Origin of the sequence: Algoriphagus pacificus, from assembly GCF_017254845.1 — a bacterium.
Classification (GTDB): Bacteria; Bacteroidota; Bacteroidia; order Cytophagales; family Cyclobacteriaceae; genus Algoriphagus; species Algoriphagus pacificus.
The window spans coordinates 909,754-928,877 of sequence record NZ_JAFKCU010000002.1; the positions used below are offsets into that span (position 1 = coordinate 909,754).

At 38.7% G+C, this 19,124-nt stretch carries 13 protein-coding genes; 6 read left to right on the top strand and 7 right to left on the bottom strand.

Annotated features, from left to right (window positions below; translation table 11 throughout):
• The first annotated feature begins 134 nt into the window (after positions 1–134).
• Complete coding sequence (locus J0A69_RS10705) at positions 135–2,090, top strand: tetratricopeptide repeat-containing sensor histidine kinase (RefSeq protein ID WP_206586546.1); 1,956 nt, start codon at positions 135–137, stop codon at positions 2,088–2,090.
• Here J0A69_RS10705 and J0A69_RS10710 read toward each other — a convergent pair.
• The 4 genes from J0A69_RS10710 to J0A69_RS10725 form a co-directional block, all read right to left on the bottom strand.
• The gene (locus tag J0A69_RS10710; RefSeq protein ID WP_206586547.1) at positions 2,040–2,912 is read right to left on the bottom strand and encodes a type 2 periplasmic-binding domain-containing protein; all 873 of its coding nucleotides are present in this window, start codon (positions 2,910–2,912) and stop codon (positions 2,040–2,042) included. The two genes, J0A69_RS10705 and J0A69_RS10710, sit on opposite strands and share 51 nt — an antisense overlap.
• A 67-nt stretch (positions 2,913–2,979) precedes the next feature.
• Positions 2,980–4,299: an MFS transporter gene (locus J0A69_RS10715; protein ID WP_236032797.1), complete on the bottom strand. Its 1,320-nt coding sequence runs from the start codon at positions 4,297–4,299 to the stop codon at positions 2,980–2,982.
• A 32-nt stretch (positions 4,300–4,331) separates the two neighbouring features.
• Positions 4,332–6,758: a glycoside hydrolase family 31 protein gene (locus J0A69_RS10720; RefSeq protein ID WP_206586548.1), complete on the bottom strand. Its 2,427-nt coding sequence runs from the start codon at positions 6,756–6,758 to the stop codon at positions 4,332–4,334.
• 186 nt (positions 6,759–6,944) lie between these two features.
• On the bottom strand, positions 6,945–7,982 hold the full coding sequence (locus tag J0A69_RS10725; protein WP_206586549.1) for a LacI family DNA-binding transcriptional regulator: 1,038 nt from the start codon (positions 7,980–7,982) through the stop codon (positions 6,945–6,947).
• Between the two features lie 341 nt (positions 7,983–8,323).
• Between J0A69_RS10725 and J0A69_RS10730 the strand changes: the two genes are divergently transcribed.
• The 4 genes from J0A69_RS10730 to J0A69_RS10745 all read left to right on the top strand — a co-directional run bounded on the left by J0A69_RS10730 (position 8,324) and on the right by J0A69_RS10745 (position 14,934).
• A complete protein-coding gene (locus J0A69_RS10730; protein ID WP_236032799.1) occupies positions 8,324–9,367 on the top strand; it encodes a SusE domain-containing protein in 1,044 nt (347 codons plus the stop codon).
• Positions 9,368–9,445: 78 nt separating this feature from the next.
• Complete coding sequence (locus J0A69_RS10735) at positions 9,446–12,244, top strand: alpha-amylase family glycosyl hydrolase (protein ID WP_206586550.1); 2,799 nt, start codon at positions 9,446–9,448, stop codon at positions 12,242–12,244.
• Positions 12,245–12,261: 17 nt separating this feature from the next.
• Entirely contained in the window at positions 12,262–13,323 is a 1,062-nt protein-coding gene (gene fbaA, locus J0A69_RS10740) for a class II fructose-bisphosphate aldolase (RefSeq protein ID WP_206586551.1), read from the top strand.
• 63 nt (positions 13,324–13,386) lie between these two features.
• The gene (locus J0A69_RS10745) at positions 13,387–14,934 is read left to right on the top strand and encodes an alpha-amylase family glycosyl hydrolase (RefSeq protein ID WP_206586552.1); all 1,548 of its coding nucleotides are present in this window, start codon (positions 13,387–13,389) and stop codon (positions 14,932–14,934) included.
• Positions 14,935–14,959: 25 nt separating this feature from the next.
• On the opposite strand, the gene pfkA is transcribed toward J0A69_RS10745, so the two are convergent.
• The 3 genes from pfkA to J0A69_RS10760 form a co-directional block, all read right to left on the bottom strand.
• Positions 14,960–15,946, bottom strand: a complete 987-nt coding sequence (gene pfkA, locus J0A69_RS10750) for a 6-phosphofructokinase (protein WP_206586553.1) — start codon at positions 15,944–15,946, stop codon at positions 14,960–14,962.
• A 12-nt stretch (positions 15,947–15,958) separates the two neighbouring features.
• The gene (locus J0A69_RS10755; RefSeq protein WP_206586554.1) at positions 15,959–16,321 is read right to left on the bottom strand and encodes a methylglyoxal synthase; all 363 of its coding nucleotides are present in this window, start codon (positions 16,319–16,321) and stop codon (positions 15,959–15,961) included.
• Between the two features lie 106 nt (positions 16,322–16,427).
• The gene (locus J0A69_RS10760; protein WP_206586555.1) at positions 16,428–18,491 is read right to left on the bottom strand and encodes a S9 family peptidase; all 2,064 of its coding nucleotides are present in this window, start codon (positions 18,489–18,491) and stop codon (positions 16,428–16,430) included.
• A gap of 184 nt (positions 18,492–18,675) precedes the next feature.
• On the opposite strand from J0A69_RS10760, the gene mscL reads away from it, so the two are divergent.
• Positions 18,676–19,101 carry a large-conductance mechanosensitive channel protein MscL gene (mscL, locus tag J0A69_RS10765; protein WP_206586556.1) on the top strand — a complete coding sequence of 142 codons (426 nt, stop codon included), beginning with the start codon at positions 18,676–18,678 and terminating at the stop codon, positions 19,099–19,101.
• Positions 19,102–19,124 lie beyond the last annotated feature (23 nt).

The following is a 19,124-nucleotide window of genomic DNA, read 5'->3' on the forward strand; positions in this document are numbered from 1 at the left end:
GTATCTGTCCTCGAATTGACACTTTAGCGAATTCTTAACAGCGCAGTGTCTTCTTATATGAAATATTTTACCGATAATTGAAATTGAATATTTTTCGAGTGAAAATACTGGTGACCAAATGTTTATGTTTTTTATTGATACTTCTTATACAAGAAGAAGTAGTAGGTCGTCAACTCCCTTCTGTTGATAGTTTAAAAACAGTGCTTAGCTCTTCCCAAGGAGGAGATAGAATTCAGACGCTAAACTTACTGGCAACAAGACTGCGTGAAACTGAACAAGAAGAAGCTTTTCAATATGCTTTAGAAGCTGAGAAACTTGCTCATGCTGCAGGTGACATAGCTGCGGAAAGTCAGGCAAAGGAAAATGTCGGGTGGATATATTACCGAAGGGGAAGATGGCAGCGTGCTTTTGATTACACCAAGGATGCCTATGAGTTGGCTAATCAAGTCAATGATACCAAAATCGCTGCGAGGCTTTTGAATACCATGGGAGCCCTGTATTATGAGCAGCATAATTTTGATCAGGCGATTATTCAATTCAAAAAAGCTTATGTCCTGAGTAAACAAAACAAAGATCTATACACTCAGATTAGAAGCTTGAATAATGTTGCTTTTAACTTCAGTCAAAAGAAGGAATATGATTCTGCATTGTATTATGCCAGATTCTCGATAGAAACAAATAAAAAAGCAGGGTCTCCGTATTTGACCGCTTTTGCAAATAGGGTAATAGGTGATATTTATTACGATCAGGGAAAGTACGATAGTGCGGCTTCTATTTTTAAAAATTCTTTGCAAGATGCCAGAGTACAGAAAGTAAAAACCACCGAAGCAAGTGTGACGCATCGATTGGGAGCAGCTTATATTAAGCTTGGTATGTTAGATGCTGCAGAAAGCGTATTGAAAGAGGGAATAATTGTATCGAATGAAAATAACTTTTTGGATGAATTGGCTAAGAATCATAAGTTTTTGGCAAAGGTTTATGAAAAAAAAGGGCAAATCAGAAAAGCATTTGAGCATCAGAGTACTTATTTAATCTTAAATGATTCTTTGGTCAATACGGCCAATAATGACAGAATAGCCTTGATGCAGGGGATGTTTCAAGAGAATCTGGATAAGTCAGAATTAAATTTGCTTAAAGAGCAGAATGAAAACCAGGCCCAAAGACTGAAATTAATCCGTAGAAATAATTTAATCGTCGGAATCGCGATAGTATTGATCTGTGGCTTGGTTATTTGGCTTTTCATACTTAACAGAAATATCAAAAAGTATAACAAATATCTTCTGGAGCAGAAGGAGCAAATCAAAATTCAGAATAAAGATTTAGAGGCAAAATCGAGTCAATTAGAATCGATTAATGAAACAAAAAACAAGTTGTTTTCAATCTTGGGCCATGACTTGAAGGGGCCTGTGGGCCAAGTTAAAGCTGTCGTTGATCTCATGATGCAAGGGATGCTTTCTAAAGAGGAATTCGACGAACTTTTAATTTCACTCAATAAAAATATTGACACCGTATTTTTCACTTTGAATAATACTCTGAAATGGTCAATGGCTCAAATGGAAGGTTTTAAGTTGAAAAAGAAAGTCATAAACCTTCGAGAGATTGTAGACAATACTTTAGTTCTTTTAGAGCCAAGTCTCAACGAAAAGAATATTCAAATCCACAATTCCATGACTGATTCGGTAAAAGCATATGCAGATCCTGACTTAATGGAAGTAGTGGTAAGAAACATACTTAACAACGCGGTCAAGTTTTCTGAGAATAATCAAAGCATTGAAATTTCAACTTCCTATGATGAAATGGGCTTTACGAAGTGGTGCGTACTTGATCATGGAATAGGGATGGATAAGCAACAGATTCAAGCTGTACTGGCAAAAGATTATACAATCACCAAATCCCAAAAAGGTACAAACCAAGAGAAAGGTTCTGGATTAGGACTTCAATTGTGTAAGGAATTCATCAGAATGAACGGAGGAGAAATTTTTATTACAAGTGTCTTAAATAAGGGTACAAAGATTTGTGTAACTATTCCTGATTCTCGATCATTCAATAAGGGAGAGCTTTCCGATAACAAGGAAATCCTCCAGTCGTAATCTATTTTTTAGAATACCCAACTCAGCCATCTCATTCATAGCTAAATCCATGTCTCTTCTGGAAACCTCAGGAGTAGTGGCCCATGTAGTTTGACTTAACCAAGCCTTTACATCTTCAACAGCAAGGTCATAATTGTTATGAATCAAATTCGGAAGATCCTCGGATTTTTGAAGTTTTGCAGCCTCCTCATAGACAAGATCACGAAGTTGGATGATTACATCCTCGGAAGTTTCTAAAGCCTTATTTGAAGCAACAATTACAAAACAAGACCAAGGACTTGGCACTTCTCCAATTCGTTTGAAATCACCTGAGTCCACCCATGCTTTAGTGGTGTATTTTTCCCAAAGAAACATGTCAGGATCTTCTGGAGACATTGCTTCCAAAGCACCCGGGAGATTGCCTACAATTTTAAAATTAAGTGATTCTTTTTGCCAACCTTCTCGTTTTGCCAAGACAAAAGACATCAATTGAGATCCAGAACCCATTCTGCTGATCAAAAATGAGGGTTCTTTTATTTCTGAAAGATTGTCTACTTCACAAGAACCAGGAATATGAATTCCCCAAATCAAAGGTGATTTCACATGGAATCCAATCATTTTAGAGGGGTTGCCATTTTCAAAATCCTGAAGAAAACTTTCCGTCAAAATCAACGCGATTTCAGTTTCATTCTCACGGATAGCTTTGTTCATCTGACCAGAACCTCTAGATTCTTCAATCCATTCTAATTGGATTCCTTCAGATTTAAAGGGTTGTCTGGCGATGACATTTTTCCATGGAAGATTGAAATGTTCGGGTACTCCAGTGATTCTAATGGTTCTCATAAATTGATTTACTTGACTTCGTAAAAATAGAAAAGCCAAAATCAATTAGAAGGCTACTCATCAAATATTAATCATGAGAGGCCTTTTTATCCCGTATTAGCAAATTACAAAGGCCCGCAATAATCAATAATGTCCCTGCCAAAAGCATGGTGTTTATCACTTCTTCCCCAAAGATGGTTTTATAAAGGAAGTTGATGCCTCCAAGTGCAGCAACTATTTGTGGGATCACAATAAACATGTTGAATATGCCCATAAAAACTCCCATTTTTTTCGGATCTACCGAGCTGGAAAGCATGGCGTAAGGCATGGAAAGAATGCTTGCCCATGCTATCCCTACCAAAGAAAAGCAGATATGCAGCATCCAGGGTTCTTGAATGAAATATATCAAAATGAATCCCAGACCACCAGCAATCAAACTTGCGAGATGAAGAAGCTTTCTGTTGATTTTATACTTGCTGGTGAAAAAAGCCAAGACCAAAGCATAAATCATTGAAACTAACCCATAGGTGCCCAGATAATTCCCAACACTATCAGCAGCATTATTGTAGGCTGCACTGCTGGTGTCCGTTGCTCCGAAAATATGCTCAGTAATTGCAGGAGTGGCAAAACTCCACATGGTAAAAAAAGCAAACCAAGAGAAAAACTGAACCAATCCCAGCTGCTTCATGACTGCTGGCATATTGGAGATGTTTTGAAGGATTTCTTTGAAACCATGGAAAAAACCTTTGTTCTTTTCAGCTTCAAACTCTTCCATGTCCTCGGGAGGATATTCTTCAGTCTTGAGAATAGTGTAAAGGATGGAAGAAAATAAAACGAAAGCACCTATTCCGAATGCGTATTTTACCGAATCCGGGACAACTCCAGCAGGAGCTGTATTTGGAACTCCTAATTGAGTCATAAACCATGGTAGGTTAGATGCTACCCATGTTCCAATTCCGATAATAAGTGTTTGAACGACAAAGCCATAGGATCTTTGAGAGTCAGGAAGCTTATCCGCTACCAAAGCTCTAAAAGGTTCCATACTGATATTGATGGAAGCATCTAAAATCCATAAGGCTCCTGCAGCCATCCAAAGTGCTGATGAATAAGGTGCAAGAAATAATGCAAAAGTGCTTAAGACTGCCCCGACGAAAAAGAAGGGTTTTCTTCTACCGAATTTTGGATGCCAAGTATGATCGCTTAGATACCCAACAATCGGCTGCACAAGCAGGCCTGTCAAAGGAGCCGCAATCCATAGAAATGGAATAGCGTCTTTGTCAGCTCCCAAGGTTTGAAAAATCCGAGACATGAATCCGCCTTGCAAGGCAAATCCAAATTGAATACCTAGAAATCCAAAACTCATGTTCCAGATTTGCCAGAAGTTTAACTCTTTTTTTGCTTGAGCCATTTTGGGTTTTATTGGAGTTAAATTTTACAGAATTAATTTAACTTACTTATAGTCAGATTTTTATCAGGGTAAGGTATATCGATATACCCTAAATTCTTGATTTCTAAAAATCGGTTTTCATGTTCTGGTAATGGATCAAATTCAGAAAGGCGATGGAGGAACGAAAAATTCTCAAAATTCAAATAATCTGTTACTCCATTTACCTCAATTTCATCATTTTTAAACCCATGAAAATAAATCCGAACAGTATCAAAATTACTTTTAAAGCTTCCTTCAGGATCAGCAAAAATTAGACTTTTCTTCGAAGGATTATATTCAATTAATCGCTTGTGAAAATCACCATTTTCAAAATTCCAACTTTTGCCATCATCCTCGTAATGGGTGAAAATACTACCTTCTTGACCTAAATAAACATGAACTCGGAGCATTCCATCATGATTTTCATTAGTGAAACTAACCTCAGATTGAGTGGTGAAAATACTTCCTGATTTCACATAAATAGGAAGATAACTCAAAGGACAATCTTGATAAATCGATTGATTTCCCTGATAAAGTTGATCTGTAAATAGATAATACCAATCAGATTCAGGCAGGTAAACTTTAGTGATTTCTTTGTTGCTTTCTACCGGTGCCACCAAAAATGAATCACAGAATAAATATTGATTCTGAAATGCCGAATCAAATATCTTGTTATCCTGGGTGAATTTGATGGCTAAGCTAGAGGCTAGGGGTAGACCATTTTGAGTTGATTCGTAAAATTTACTGTAAATCGTTGGTAATAATTTATATCTCAACTTCATGTAATTTCTTGAAATCTCTTCTACTTCTTCTCCAAAAGTCCAAGGTTCAGCATCTTTAGAATTGATCATGGTGTGGGCTCTAAAGAAGGGAGAAAAAGCTCCTATACTCATCCATCTGGCGAAAAGAGACTTACTGGCTTCGCCTGCAAATCCTCCAATATCATATCCTGCGAAAGAAACTCCACTGAGTCCCAAGCTATTGACCAATCTTACTCCAGCTATCATGTGTTCGTCGCTAGATTGATTATCTCCAGTCCAGGCTGCCGCAAATCTTTGAATACCTGCAAAACCTGATCTAGTCAAGACAAATGGCCTTTCATCTGGTTTTTGGAAAATGGATCCTTCCTGTGCGGCTCTAGCCATCTGCATTCCATATACATTTCGGGCTTTTCTATGGGAGGAAGGATTCCCATCCATATCAAATTCCAATAGATTTGGAGTGAATTGACCCCAAGATGCGGGTTCATTCATATCTGTCCAAAATCCATCTACTCCCGCTGCAGTATAAAACTCCATTTTTTCCATCCACCATTGACGAGTTTCTTCTTTGGTGAAATCAGGAAATGCACACCAGCCTGGCCAAACTTGTGCTTCATACTGTTGATTGTCGGGGTATTTTACAAAAAGTCCATTCGCAGCCCCTTCATCGTAAGGCTTGTATCCTTTCTCTGTTTTAATTCCTGGGTCCATTATGACCACAACCCTGAAACCTTTTTCCTTCAATTTCGCGATCATGCTCTGAGGATCCGGGAATTTCTCTCCATCAAAAGTGAAAACTTTGTAGGCTTCCATATGATGAATGTCCAAGTAAATCACATCCGCAGGCATGTCCTTGTCCCGAAATGTATTTGCAAGGGTATAAACCTCTTTATCAGGATAATAGGAGTAACGGCATTGTTGAAATCCCAAAGCCCATTTAGGCGGCATTTTCATTCTACCCGTCAGGGAAGTATAGCTACTGATAATTTCGGCAACTGTAGGTTCATGGATAAAATAATAGTCCATGTCACCGTCTTCGGCACTGAAATAAGTGAAGCGATTTGTGGATGCTCCAAAATTGAAAACCGACTTATGGGTATTGTCAAAATAAATTCCATATGAGCCTTTGGCATGAGTTCCTATATAAAAAGGGATACTCATGTATAGCGGGTCATCATTGACACCGTAAGCAAAATAGTCAGTGTTCCAATTGACATAGGCGCTGCCAAAGCGGTTTAGATTTCCTGTCTTTTCACCTAAGCCAACGAATTTTTCATCCTTTTGAATTTGCTTAAAGCAACTTGTTTCAGTTCCGATCCAAGAGACGCCAAACGAATCATCCGCATTCAAAAGATTGCCTTGCTTATCAAAAAATGAAAATTGGAATTTACCCAGGTCTAATTTCAAATGAATCCTAGAAGTACTTAATTCCAGTGTTTCATCTTTCTGAACCAAATCAAATACTATTTCTTCAGGTTTTGAAATGACCGAATAAACATTGGGGTCAAAGGAATCAAAACGCGTTGCCTGAATTCTAATAATTCCAGATTGAAAGACAGTCACCTGGAATATCCCGTTTTCTGTTTTTCCGGAATAACCATTTGTCGTTTGGTTCCAGTCTAAGACTGATCCCATCGTTATTAAGCGAGCGGAATTGTTGGCTTTAGTTTGGGTTTTCATCTTGCTAAGTGCTCATTAAAAATCATAGGAGCATCGCTAAATTAGAAACGAATCTGATTGAATAAAATCGGATTGAGGCTCCTGACGTTTCATTTCCAAGCATTTAGGTGAGATGAAAAGGCCTAATTTCAAAAATTCAAGCTATTCAAACGTTTGCACTTTTTTCTGAAAAAAAATTAAGTTTTTTTATTTAAAGATCCTTTTGGATGAGTTCCTGACCATTAATTCGGTCTCTAATACTATTGGACTATTGAAATCATCCACGTCTATTTTCTTTTCTATGATGTCCAAAAGTACTTCTGTCGCTTTCGCACCCATAGCAAATCCCGGTTGGAAAACAGAAGAAAGACTTGGGTCAATCATAGAACAAAATTGCCAATTGCTGAAACCAACAATCCCAACATCTTCAGGCACTCTTAATCCATGCTCTTTGCAAGCAAGCATCGCTCCGACAGCCGCCATGTCATTGTTGCCAAAAAATGCATCGGGTAAATCAGGCAAACTGCTCAATAACTTTTTTGTAATTTCTTTCCCTTCGTCTGGTGTTCCCACCGCGCTTTCCACGATGTATTCTGGTCTAACTGGGATTCCATGGTTTTTGAGCGCATCAGTATAGCCTCTGGCCCTCTCATGGCTAATCTTCAGGTTTTTAGGCCCGGATAGGTGAACTATCTTTTGATAGCCTTGAGAAATAAGATGCGAAGTTGCATCGTAAGCTCCTTGGTAATCATCAACCATTACGTTGATAGCATGAGGAATATCCGGTACTCTGTCAAAGAAAACGATGGGATATCCCTGTTCAATCAATTTGGAAAAGTGCTCAAAATCTTCGGTTTCTTTGGAAAAGCTTACCATGAAACCATCTATTTGGTTGGAAAGCATGGTATTGATACTGGACTTTTCCCGCTCGATTTTTTCATTCGTTTGGGTAAGGATAACATTGTATCCTCTTGAAAAAGCAACTTCTTCAATTCCACTTATTACAGTAGAGAAAAAGAAATGAACAACCTCAGGGATGATAACTCCAATAGTAAAAGACCTACTTTTTCTTAGAGACAAGGCAATTGCATTGGGACGATAATTCATCTTTTCTGCTACTTCCTTGACTTTTTTCTTGGTTTCCTCACTGATTCCAGGATAGTCTTTTAGCGCTCTTGAGATTGTGGAAGCAGACAGGTTGAGTTCTCGGGCAATATCCTTAATCGTTGCTTGTCCTATTTTCATAAAATTATACTATTCCAAGAATTTAATGTAGTACAAAAATTGGGGAATCTCCAATAGGCAATCTATTGATTTTTGAATTGAAAACTGAAAAATAGCACTCTTATTCATTTAGTTTTTAAAAAAATATTTTTTATGCAAACGAAAACGCAAACGTTTGCAATGAAAAATCAGGCCTTACTTGCTTCGGAGCCCTTGTATTTTAAGATTCTTTACTCTAAAATTTCTTTACAGTAGTTGATTTAAATCGAATTAAAGATCTAATCTCTTGTTCTGCATTTTAAATATTACTGGATAAAAAATAACTATTCTAAGATAAAGAATCTATTAACAATTTAAATCCCATGAAAACACTTAGACAAATCGGGTGGGTTGCAGTTCTAATTCCTATGCTTTGGGCATGTGATAATTATGAAATGCCTCCCATTATTCCACAGACAGGTTCAGCCTTATCCGACCCAGCGCAAGGTTCTTCCCTTGTTTTAAACGGGGATGATCCAGAATCAATGATCTCTTTTACCGTTACTCCAGCTGACTTTGGGATGCAAGGAGAGGTGACTTACTACCTAGAGATGGATGCAGCAGGAGCAAATTTTGCAAATGCCGTTGAATTGGGATTTTCTAAAACCAATGTAATCGAGGTTAAAACTGAAAAAATCAACGATGAATTAGTAGCTAAAGGACTTCCTTTGGAAACTGCCTCGAATGTTGAGTTCCGTGTAAAATCGACCATCACTCAGCCTTTATCTCCAATTTATGGTGAAACGGTAACTCTTTCTGTTACGCCTTACGATGCTTTCGTTGAGTTCCCGCTATTGTATGTACCTGGAGATTATCAAAGTTGGAATCCTGGAAACCTTAATACCACCTTAAAGTCAGTTGCTTTCAATAAGACATTTACTGGTTTTGTGCACATCCTTAGCGGTAGTGGTGAATTCAAATTCACAGAAGAGCCTGATTGGGTGGATGGGAAAAACTATGGTGATACTGGAGCTGATGGCAAGCTTGAGGCAGATGCTGATGCCACTAATATCAAAGTGACCAAATTTGGAACCTATGAGGTAACGGTTGATTTAGCTGCGAAAACTTACACTATGTCTGAACCTAAACTATGGGGAATCATTGGCGATGCAACCAGCGGAGGTTGGGATTCAGAAACACCGATGAATTTCAACAAAGACCTTAACGTTTTGACAATCACTGCTGATCTGAAAGTAGGTGGGATGAAATTCAGAGCAAATCAGACTTGGGACTATAACTTAGGTTCAAAAGATGGAGCCTTGGTGGAAGGCGGGGATAATATCCCAGTTGCTGAAGCAGGGAATTACACTATCACTTTAGATTTTAAAGTTCCAGGTGAGATTTCTTACACCATGACAAAGAATTAACAGAATCTTCTACAAAAGATAAATTCTGTCTAAACCGGCTTGACGTTTAGTTGAGCCGGTTTTTACCAAAAAATACCCATGAAAACCTACTATTCGTTTCTTTCCTTTTTCATTTGCTTATGGTCTTTTGAGGCTTTGGCACAAGTCAGCACGGAACCAACCGTACCAAATGCCAATGACAAGGTCAAGATTATTTATGATGCGACTAAAGGGTCTGGTGGGTTGAAAGATTGCGCTTGTGATGTGTACATCCACATTGGAGCTGTAACAGAAAGTGCAGAGTCTACAACTTGGTCTATTGTTCCTTTTCAATGGGGAACGACAGATGCCAAAGCAAAAATGACCAAAGTTGAAGGGCAGGCCAACCTTTATATTTATGAATTGACCCCAAATACTTTTTTTGACAATCCAAATGGCTTGACGATTTATCGATTAGGCTTGGTTTTTAGAAATGGGGATGGATCTAAAGAAGGTAAAAACAGCAGCGGAGGGGATATTTTCGTCAACCTTTCGCAAGGATATCAAGTGGTTTTTACCTCACCCAATAGTCCGGCGATTTCGATGGAAGTAGGAGAGAGTTTTACTTTCAAAGCAGAAACCAGTTCCCCTGATTCTGAAATTAAATTCACATTAGATGGAGTACAAGTGGCTAGCGGTATAGTTGTTCAGTCACTTTCTTACACCTATTCAGCTACCAAAGCTGGAAATTTTGAACTGAAGGCAGAGGCGATCAAAGGCTCCGAATCCGATACTGAAACGGTTACCATTGAAGTTTTTTCCCCCTCAAATACAGCCCCACTTCCAACTGGTGCAAAGTTGGGTATCAACTACCTTTCTGATACTGAAGTTTTATTGGCATTAAATGCACCAGGAAAGAAACTGGTTCATGTTATTGGTGATTTCAATGATTGGGAAAAGCGTCCTGATTATCAGATGAACCGAACTCCAGACGGAGAAATTTTTTGGCTGAAAATCTCTGGACTTACTCCAGCGAAAGAGTATATTTTCCAATACCTCGTAGAAGGGGAAATCAGAATTGGTGATCCCTATGCTGATAAAACTTCTGACCCGGATCATGATCAGGAAATAATTAATCAGGGTAGATACCCCGGATTGCTTCCTTACCCTGCCGGGAAAACTCAATATCAGGCTACCTATTTACAGACTGCTCAGCCCCAATACTCTTGGAAAAACCTGACTTACACAAAGCCTAAACCAGAGGAATTGGTCGTTTATGAATTGTTGGTTCGTGATTTTGATGACAGGAGGTCATACAATGCAGTTCAAGAACGCCTAGATTATTTGCAGGAATTAGGGATCAATGCAATTGAATTAATGCCAGTCGGCGAATTTGAAGGGAATATTTCCTGGGGATATAACCCGTCATTTTTCTTTGCTCCGGATAAATATTATGGTACCAAAAATGATCTGAAAAGCCTAATTGATGAAGCTCATGGCAGAGGAATGGTGATCATCTTGGATATGGTTCTCAACCATGCTTTTGGACAAAATCCAATGGTACGACTTTATAATGATGGTGAGTTTGGAGCTCCCACGCCAGATAATCCATGGTTCAATAGAAATGCCACCCATCCATTTAATGTTGGCTATGATTTTAACCATGAAAGTAAATACACTCAAGCATTTGTAGATTCTGTGAATAATTATTGGCTTACAGAATATAAAATCGATGGGTTCCGATTCGATTTGAGTAAAGGTTTTACACAAGTAGTTTCTGGATCTAATGTAGGACAATGGTCTCAGTACGATCCTTCCAGAATCAAGATCTGGAAGCATATTTACGATAGAATCAAACAGAATCATCCGGATGCCTATGTGATTTTGGAGCATTTGGCTGATAATAGTGAAGAGAAAGAACTGGCTGATTATGGAATGATGTTCTGGGGAAATGTCAATTTTGATTTCCGTGAAATGGCCAAGGGTCAGAATAAAGATTTCAATTGGGCATACTATGGCTCGCGTGGCTGGAAAGAACCCAATTTAATTGCCTACCAAGAAAGTCATGACGAAGAAAGGGTCATGTGGGAGACATTGAACTTTGGGGCAACTTCTCCAATCAACTTGAAGCAACTGGAAAATGCAGTCAACAGAAATCAATTGCTGACAGCTTTCTATTTTGGGATTCCGGGTCCAAAAATGATCTGGCAGTTTGGCGAGTTTGGTTACGATCAAGAGCTAAATAATGATCGATTGGGAATAAAACCAACTAAATGGAATTATCTCGATAACCCTCAGCGCATTCGCTTAAATCAACTTTATCAGGAGATGATCAAGTTGAAATCCGAGCATGATGTCTTTAATAAACCTGATAAAACAACCTTGAATCTGAGCGGGACAGTAAAATCCATCATTCTAGAAAGTGAGGAAATGGATGTGGTTTTGCATGGGAATTTTGGTTTGACGAATGTTTCTAATGTGAGCTTAAGCTTCCCAAAAACAGGAACTTGGTATAACTATTTTACAGGAGAAGAATTCTTGGTAAACTCCACAACGGTGAACTTTAGCCTACGCTCCAGTGAATTTTATCTCTTCACAGACAAGAAATTACCTAAACCTACAGCAGGCATTTTACAGGTAGATTTGATAACCTCTGTACCTAAAGAAACCATACCGGATTCAGCCTTTAAAATCTATCCTGTTCCTACCGTGGGGCAATTGAATGTACAGCTTCCAATAGAAATGACAGGGGCATATTATCGAATTGTAGACATGACAGGAAGGGTTTTAGAAGAGGGAATTACGCAGTCAGGACGAGAAATTTTAGAATTAGATGTAACGGATATTAAGGCAGGGATTTATATCTTTGAAGCATTCGACACGAAAAGAGCGCTACAGAAGCGTTTCATTAAGAATTAATCAAATCTAATTTACCTATGAAATTTAAACCTGGAGTAAAATACGGTGAGGAGCTTAAGGACCTTTATGCTTATGCAAAAGAGAATGAGTTTGCGATGCCAGCAGTGAATGTAATCAACACCAACTCTGTAAATGCAGTGCTTGAAACTGCAAAGAAGTTGAATTCACCAGTGATCATTCAATTCTCAAATGGAGGAGCTCAATTTTTTGCCGGAAAATCTCTTGCAAATGATAAGCAGCAAGCCAGTATTGCTGGTGGAATCTCTGGAGCACATCACGTGCATCTTATGGCTGAAGCCTATGGAGTGCCTGTGATTTTGCATACTGACCATGCTGCTAAGAAATTATTGCCTTGGATAGACGGACTTTTGGATGCTGGAAAGGCTTATTACGCTACACACAAAAGACCTTTGTATAGCTCTCATATGTTGGATCTATCCGAAGAGCCATTAGAAGAGAATGTTGAGATTTCTTGCAAGTACTTCAAGGAATTCGCAAAACTTGACATGGCGATTGAAATCGAACTTGGAGTGACTGGAGGAGAAGAAGATGGAGTTGATAATTCTGACGTAGATTCTTCTAAGTTGTACACGCAGCCGGAGGAAGTTGCTTATGCTTACGAGCATTTGAAGCAAATTGGTGATTTGTTCACGATTGCAGCTGCTTTTGGAAATGTTCACGGTGTTTACAAGCCAGGAAACGTAAGTTTGAAACCGCTCATTTTGAAGAATTCTCAGGATTACATCAACGAGAAATACGGTACTTCAGGCAAGCCTTTGAATTTTGTATTCCACGGTGGATCAGGATCTACAGTTGAGGAAATCAGAGAAGCTAATAGCTACGGATCAATCAAAATGAATATTGATACAGATATGCAATGGGCATTCTGGGAAGGTATTTTGAATAATTACAAAAAGAACGAAGCTTATCTTCAGTCTCAGTTGGGAAATCCAGAAGGAGCTGACAGTCCAAATAAAAAGTATTACGATCCAAGAAACTGGTTGCGTAAAGGCGAAGAAAACTTCGTGAAGAGACTTGAATTGGCTTTTGATATGCTGAATGCAGTAAATAGAAATTAAAATAAACAATAAATCAAAAAAGTCACTTCTGATAAAGAGTGACTTTTTTTTTCTCTAAATCGTATGAAAACCCCCAAATTAACCTCTCTTCTCATGGGATTAGCTGTTTTATCTTCCTGTGAAAAAAAGCCATCTGCTCAAGTTGAAAACTACTGGCCCCAAGCCGGCGTGACGTATGAGATTTTTGTTCAGTCGTTTTACGATTCAAATGGAGATGGAATAGGGGATCTAAATGGGGTGACAGAGAAGCTTGATTATGTTTCAGAACTCGGTGCCAATGCCATTTGGTTTATGCCAATCATGCCTTCACCAAGCTATCATAAATATGATGTAACGGACTATCGAGCTATCCATCCTGATTACGGGACCATGGATGACTTTAAGAAATTGCTGGATGAAGCACACAAGCGGGATATCAAAATCGTCATAGATCTGATTATTAATCATAGCAGCAGTGAACATCCTTGGTTTATTGAGTCCAAAAAAGGAAGAGATAATCCCTATCGAGATTATTATGTCTGGGCTCAGAAAGATACTATTGCAGATTTTATCAATAAAAAAGTCATCACTTTAGACTCAGATAACATCACGCAATGGCATGATCCAGGCTTTGGAGAGGATTTTTACTACGGGTTTTTTATCGGAGGAATGCCAGATTTGAATTTTGATAATCAAAAGCTAAGAGAAGAGATCTTTGATATCGGGAGGTTTTGGTTAGAAGAGGTAGGTGTAGATGGCTTTAGATTAGATGCTGCGAAACATGTTTATCCTGATGATCGTGCAAGCGATAACCATGAATTCTGGAAGGATTTCAGAGCAGAGATGACCAAGATCAAACCGGATGTTTATTTGGTAGGGGAGGTTTATGATAATAAGGAAGTTGTAGCGCCTTTCCTCCCAGGATTGCCAGCCTTGTTTAATTTTGATTTCCATTACACGCTGATCGAAACTTTGAATAAGATGGACGGGATGCTTTTGGCGAGAAAGCAAAAAGAAGTTCTGGATTTTTACCAAAATATCACTTCTGATTTTATTGATGCTACGATTTCATCCAATCATGATCAACCAAGATTACTAAATGAATTAGGATCAGATCCGGAGAAATACAAACAAGCAATAGCTATTTTAATGACGATGCCTGGTGCTCCCTATATCTATTATGGAGAGGAAATCGGCATGTTGGGATTGAAACCAGACGAGCAAATCAGAGAACCATTTCTTTGGGATGTGAAGGAGAAAGATACCGGTCGAGCTACTTGGATTGAACCTGTTTATTCAACAGATCAAACGGTAACTCCTTTAGCACTACAAAAAGATGATCCAGATAGTTATTTCAATCATTACAAAGAATTGATCATGCTTAGGAATTCTACACCAGCTTTGGCTTTAGGATCTTTGGAACTGCCTGATACCTCTTTTGATAAATCTTTAATGGTGTTTTCTAGAAAGTTGGGGGATCAAGAGATGTTTGTCATTCATAACGTGGGTGATAAACCAATCACAATCGACTTGCCTCAGGAAATTGATTCCATTTATGAATTGGGTGAGGTCAATATTGAAAATCAAAAACTGACACTAGGCAAAAACGCATCAATCGTTTATAATCAATAAAAAAAAGGCTCCTTGGAGCCTTTTTTTATGTCGAAAGAATTTTCGCAATTCTAAAATCTTCTTCGTCCACCGTTTTGTCATCGACTATGGCTTTTTTGATAGGCGTATAAACAACCTTGTTATTAATCAAGCCAGCCATTACATCGTATTTGCCTTGAAGCAAGCCTTCTACAGCTGCTACACCGAGTTTTGAGGCAAGTAATCTATCAAATGAAGACGGAGCTCCACCTCTTTGCAAGTGACCTAAAATAGTCACTTTAATGTCATAGCTAGGCAGGAATTTTTTTACTTTTTCTGCGATTTCTCCAGCACCACCACTTTTTCCTCCTTCAGCAACGATCACAATATTGGATGATTTTTTTGCTTTGGATCTGATTTTCAATTTATCAACCAAATGCTCGATAGGCATCTTTTTCTCCGGAATCAAAATCGCGGCTGCTGCACTGCCAATACCTGCGTTGATTGCAATGAATCCTGCGTCTCTTCCCATCACTTCTACGAAGAACAAGCGATCGTGAGAAGTTGCTGTATCCCTGATTTTATCAATCGCTTCAATTGCCGTGTTACACGCTGTATCAAAGCCGATGGTAGAATCGGTTCCAGAAAGGTCGTTATCAATCGTACCAGGTAATCCGATAGAAGGAATTCCAAACTCCTGGAAGAATAAATGAGCTCCTGTCAAAGAACCATCACCACCAATTACTACCAATGCATCGATCCCATGGGAACGAAGGTTTTCATAAGCCTTTTTTCTTCCTTCAGGAGTTCTGAACTCAGCACTTCTAGCAGATTTCAAAAAAGTACCTCCTCTTTCCAAAACATGGGTAATGTTTTTGGAATCAAGCTTTTTTATATCATTCTGAATCAGACCTTCATATCCACGGTAGATTCCATACATTTCTAAATTGTAATAGAAGCCGGCTCTCACAGCTGCTCGGATAGCAGCATTCATCCCCGGAGAATCACCTCCGGATGTTAATACTCCTATTTTTTTTATTGTTTTAGGTTCCATTTAAGGTTTGGGTTATAAACTTTTTAACATAAGTTCTGCAGAGGCAGGATTGGTGGCCAAAGGGATATTGTGAACGTCACATATTCTCATCAGCATTTGAACATCAGGTTCATGGGGATGCTTATCCAAAGGATCTCTGAAAAAGATCACCATGTCCAATTCCTTCTGAGCTGCCATGGCTGCAATTTGTGCATCTCCACCGATGGGGCCAGAAAGTAATTTTTCGACTTCAAAACCGGATTTCTCAATATGAGAGCCTGTTGTCCCGGTAGCAACAAGATTTACATCTGCTTTTTCAAGGATATCCCGGAACCTGCTTAAAAAATGGACCATGTCGGCTTTTTTGCCATCATGGGCGATTAGGGCGATTTTCATATTCAGGTAGTAATAGGTTTGGTTTCAAAGTTAGAAAAAATTCTTTTTTACACACTTTGACAGAATTAATTAAAAGAGAATTAATTAAAGGGTTTCAGTTAATTCATCATCTTTTGGCCTCGTCTTTTGGGACTAAATTTTCCAAATGGAAAAGGAAGGTATATTCTAGCGCCAATTCTTTCAATGAATTGAATCGACCTGAAGCGCCTCCATGTCCAGCTTCCATGTTGGTATGCAGGAGAAGTAAGTTCTGATCAGTTTTCAATTCTCTTAGTTTCGCCACCCATTTGGTTGGTTCCCAATATTGCACCTGACTATCATGCAAGCCGGAAGTTACCAGTAGGTTTGGATAGTTTTTCTTTTCAATATTGTCATAAGGCGAGTAGGAAAGCATGTAATCATAATACTCCTGATCCTTGGGATTTCCCCACTCCTGAAACTCCCCAGTAGTCAAGGGAATGCTTTCATCCAGCATAGTAGTCACTACATCCACGAAAGGAACACTCGCGATCATTCCTTTGAAAAGGTCTGGACGCATATTCATCACAGCACCCATTAAAAGTCCTCCGGCACTTCCTCCCATGGCATATAAATGCTCTGGAGAAGTATAACTCTCTTGGATCAAATGCTCAGCACAAGCGATAAAATCGGTGAATGTATTTCTTTTTTTGAGCATTTTACCATCCTCGTACCAATGCCTTCCGAGATCTTCTCCTCCACGAATGTGAGCTATGGCAAAAACAAAACCTCGATTCAGCAGGCTTAGTCTACTAGATGAAAAATATGCTTCTGAACTGAATCCATAAGATCCATAAGAATAAAGTAATAAGGGATTCTTTCCGTCTGGATTGAAGAGCTCAGTTTTATAAACCAAAGAAACTGGTACCATCACTCCATCAGATGCTTTTGCCCAGATTCTTGCCGACTGGTACAAACTGGAATCGTAGCCTCCAACAACTTCCTGTTGCTTCAATAAGATCTTTGTTTTCATAGACATATGATAATCAAAGATGCTGGAAGGCGAAACCATGGAATTGTAGCCAAATCTCAGAAGGTCTGTATTGAACTCAGGATTGGTGCTGATCCAGGCAGTGTATGTTTCGTCGTCAAATTCCAATTGATGACCAGCTGATCCATCCCATGGTTTGATAAGGATCTGAACCAGTCCGTTACTTCTTTCTTGGGTTACCAAAAAATGAGAAAACAGATCAAAATCCTCCAATAAAACCGATTCCCGATGGGCAATTACATCTTCCCAATTTTCTTTAGAAGGAGAGGAGATAGGCGCTTTTACCAGTTTGAAGTTTTGAGCTTGCTCATTGGTTCTGATCCAGAAATAATCACCGTAATGATCCGCTCCATATTCTAAATGGGGAATTCGCTCCTGCAAAATCTTAAATTCCCCAGAAGGGTTTGCTGATTCCAGAAACCTGATTTCAGACGAAATAGTGCTTTCTGACTGGATAAAAAGGTATTCTTCGGATTTTGATTTGCCTATGTGGCAAGAAAATTCCTCGTCAAATTCTTCAAAAATCAGCTTATCAGTTGAAGGATCTGTTCCTAAAGTATGTTTGAAGATTTGATTAGCACGGAGGGTTTCAGGATCTTGTTTGGAATAAAACAAGGTCTTGTTATCAGCTGCCCAAACCAGGTTTCCCGTGACATTTGGGATGTTTTCCGTAAGGATTTCTCCGGTTAATAAGTCTTTGAAGTAAATCGTGTAAATCCTGCGACCGACTTTATCTACTGCAAAAGCCAATAAATTCTGATTTGGTGAAGTAGAAGTGGCCCCCACATTATAATAACTTTCTCCTTCGGCCAATTCATTCACATTCAAAAACACTTCTTCCGTATTTTCCAGAGAATCGGCTTTTCTGCAATAAAGAGGATATTCTCCTCCTTTTTCATAGCGGGCATACCAAAAATAGCCTGACTTGAAATAAGGGACACTTTGATCATCTTCTTTAATCCGGCCTTTGATTTCCTCAAACAATTCTTTTTGAAAAGCTTCTGTATAAGCTAATTGATCTTTTAAATACTGGTTTTCCTGATTGAGATAATCAATGACTTCAGGATTGTCACGATCTCTCATCCAGTAATAATTATCTATGCGCTGATGTCCGTGAATTTCTAAAATTTGCGGCTTTTTAGCAGCTTGAGGTGATTTCATAAGATTTAAAACTAAGCTGCAATGTTAATGAAAAAATGGGGGAGGAGGTTCCCTCTAGCAGTAGAGAAACAATAAAAAATGGTGTTTAAACTTAAAATTCAGTAAGCTATTTGATGCAATCCCTTGTTTGTGAAAAAAATTATTGAAATATTCAATTTAATTATCAACCATTAACCTTTACTATATGGGAATGCTCAAAGAGTTTAAAGAATTTGCCGTCAAAGGCAACGTGGTCGATCTGGCTGTGGCTGTCATTATTGGCGGGGCATTTGGCAAGATTGTTACCTCTTTTGTAAACGACATCGTCATGCCACCAATCGGGATGCTGATTGGAGGAGTTAACTTCAAAAACTTGGCAGTAGTGCTAAAAGAAGCTGTTGTAGATGATTCCGGAGAAGTAGTGACCGCAGCCGTAACGTTGAATTATGGAGCGTTTATTCAAAACATTGTTGATTTCACAATTATTGCATTTGTGATTTTTCTTGCAGTAAAAGCGATCAACAGCACCAAGAAGAAAGAAGCAGCAGCTCCACCTCCACCACCTCCAGGACCTTCCAAATCAGAAGTCTTGTTGGAAGAAATCAGAGATCTATTGAAAAAAGAGAAATAAAAAAAGCGGCTTAGCCGCTTTTT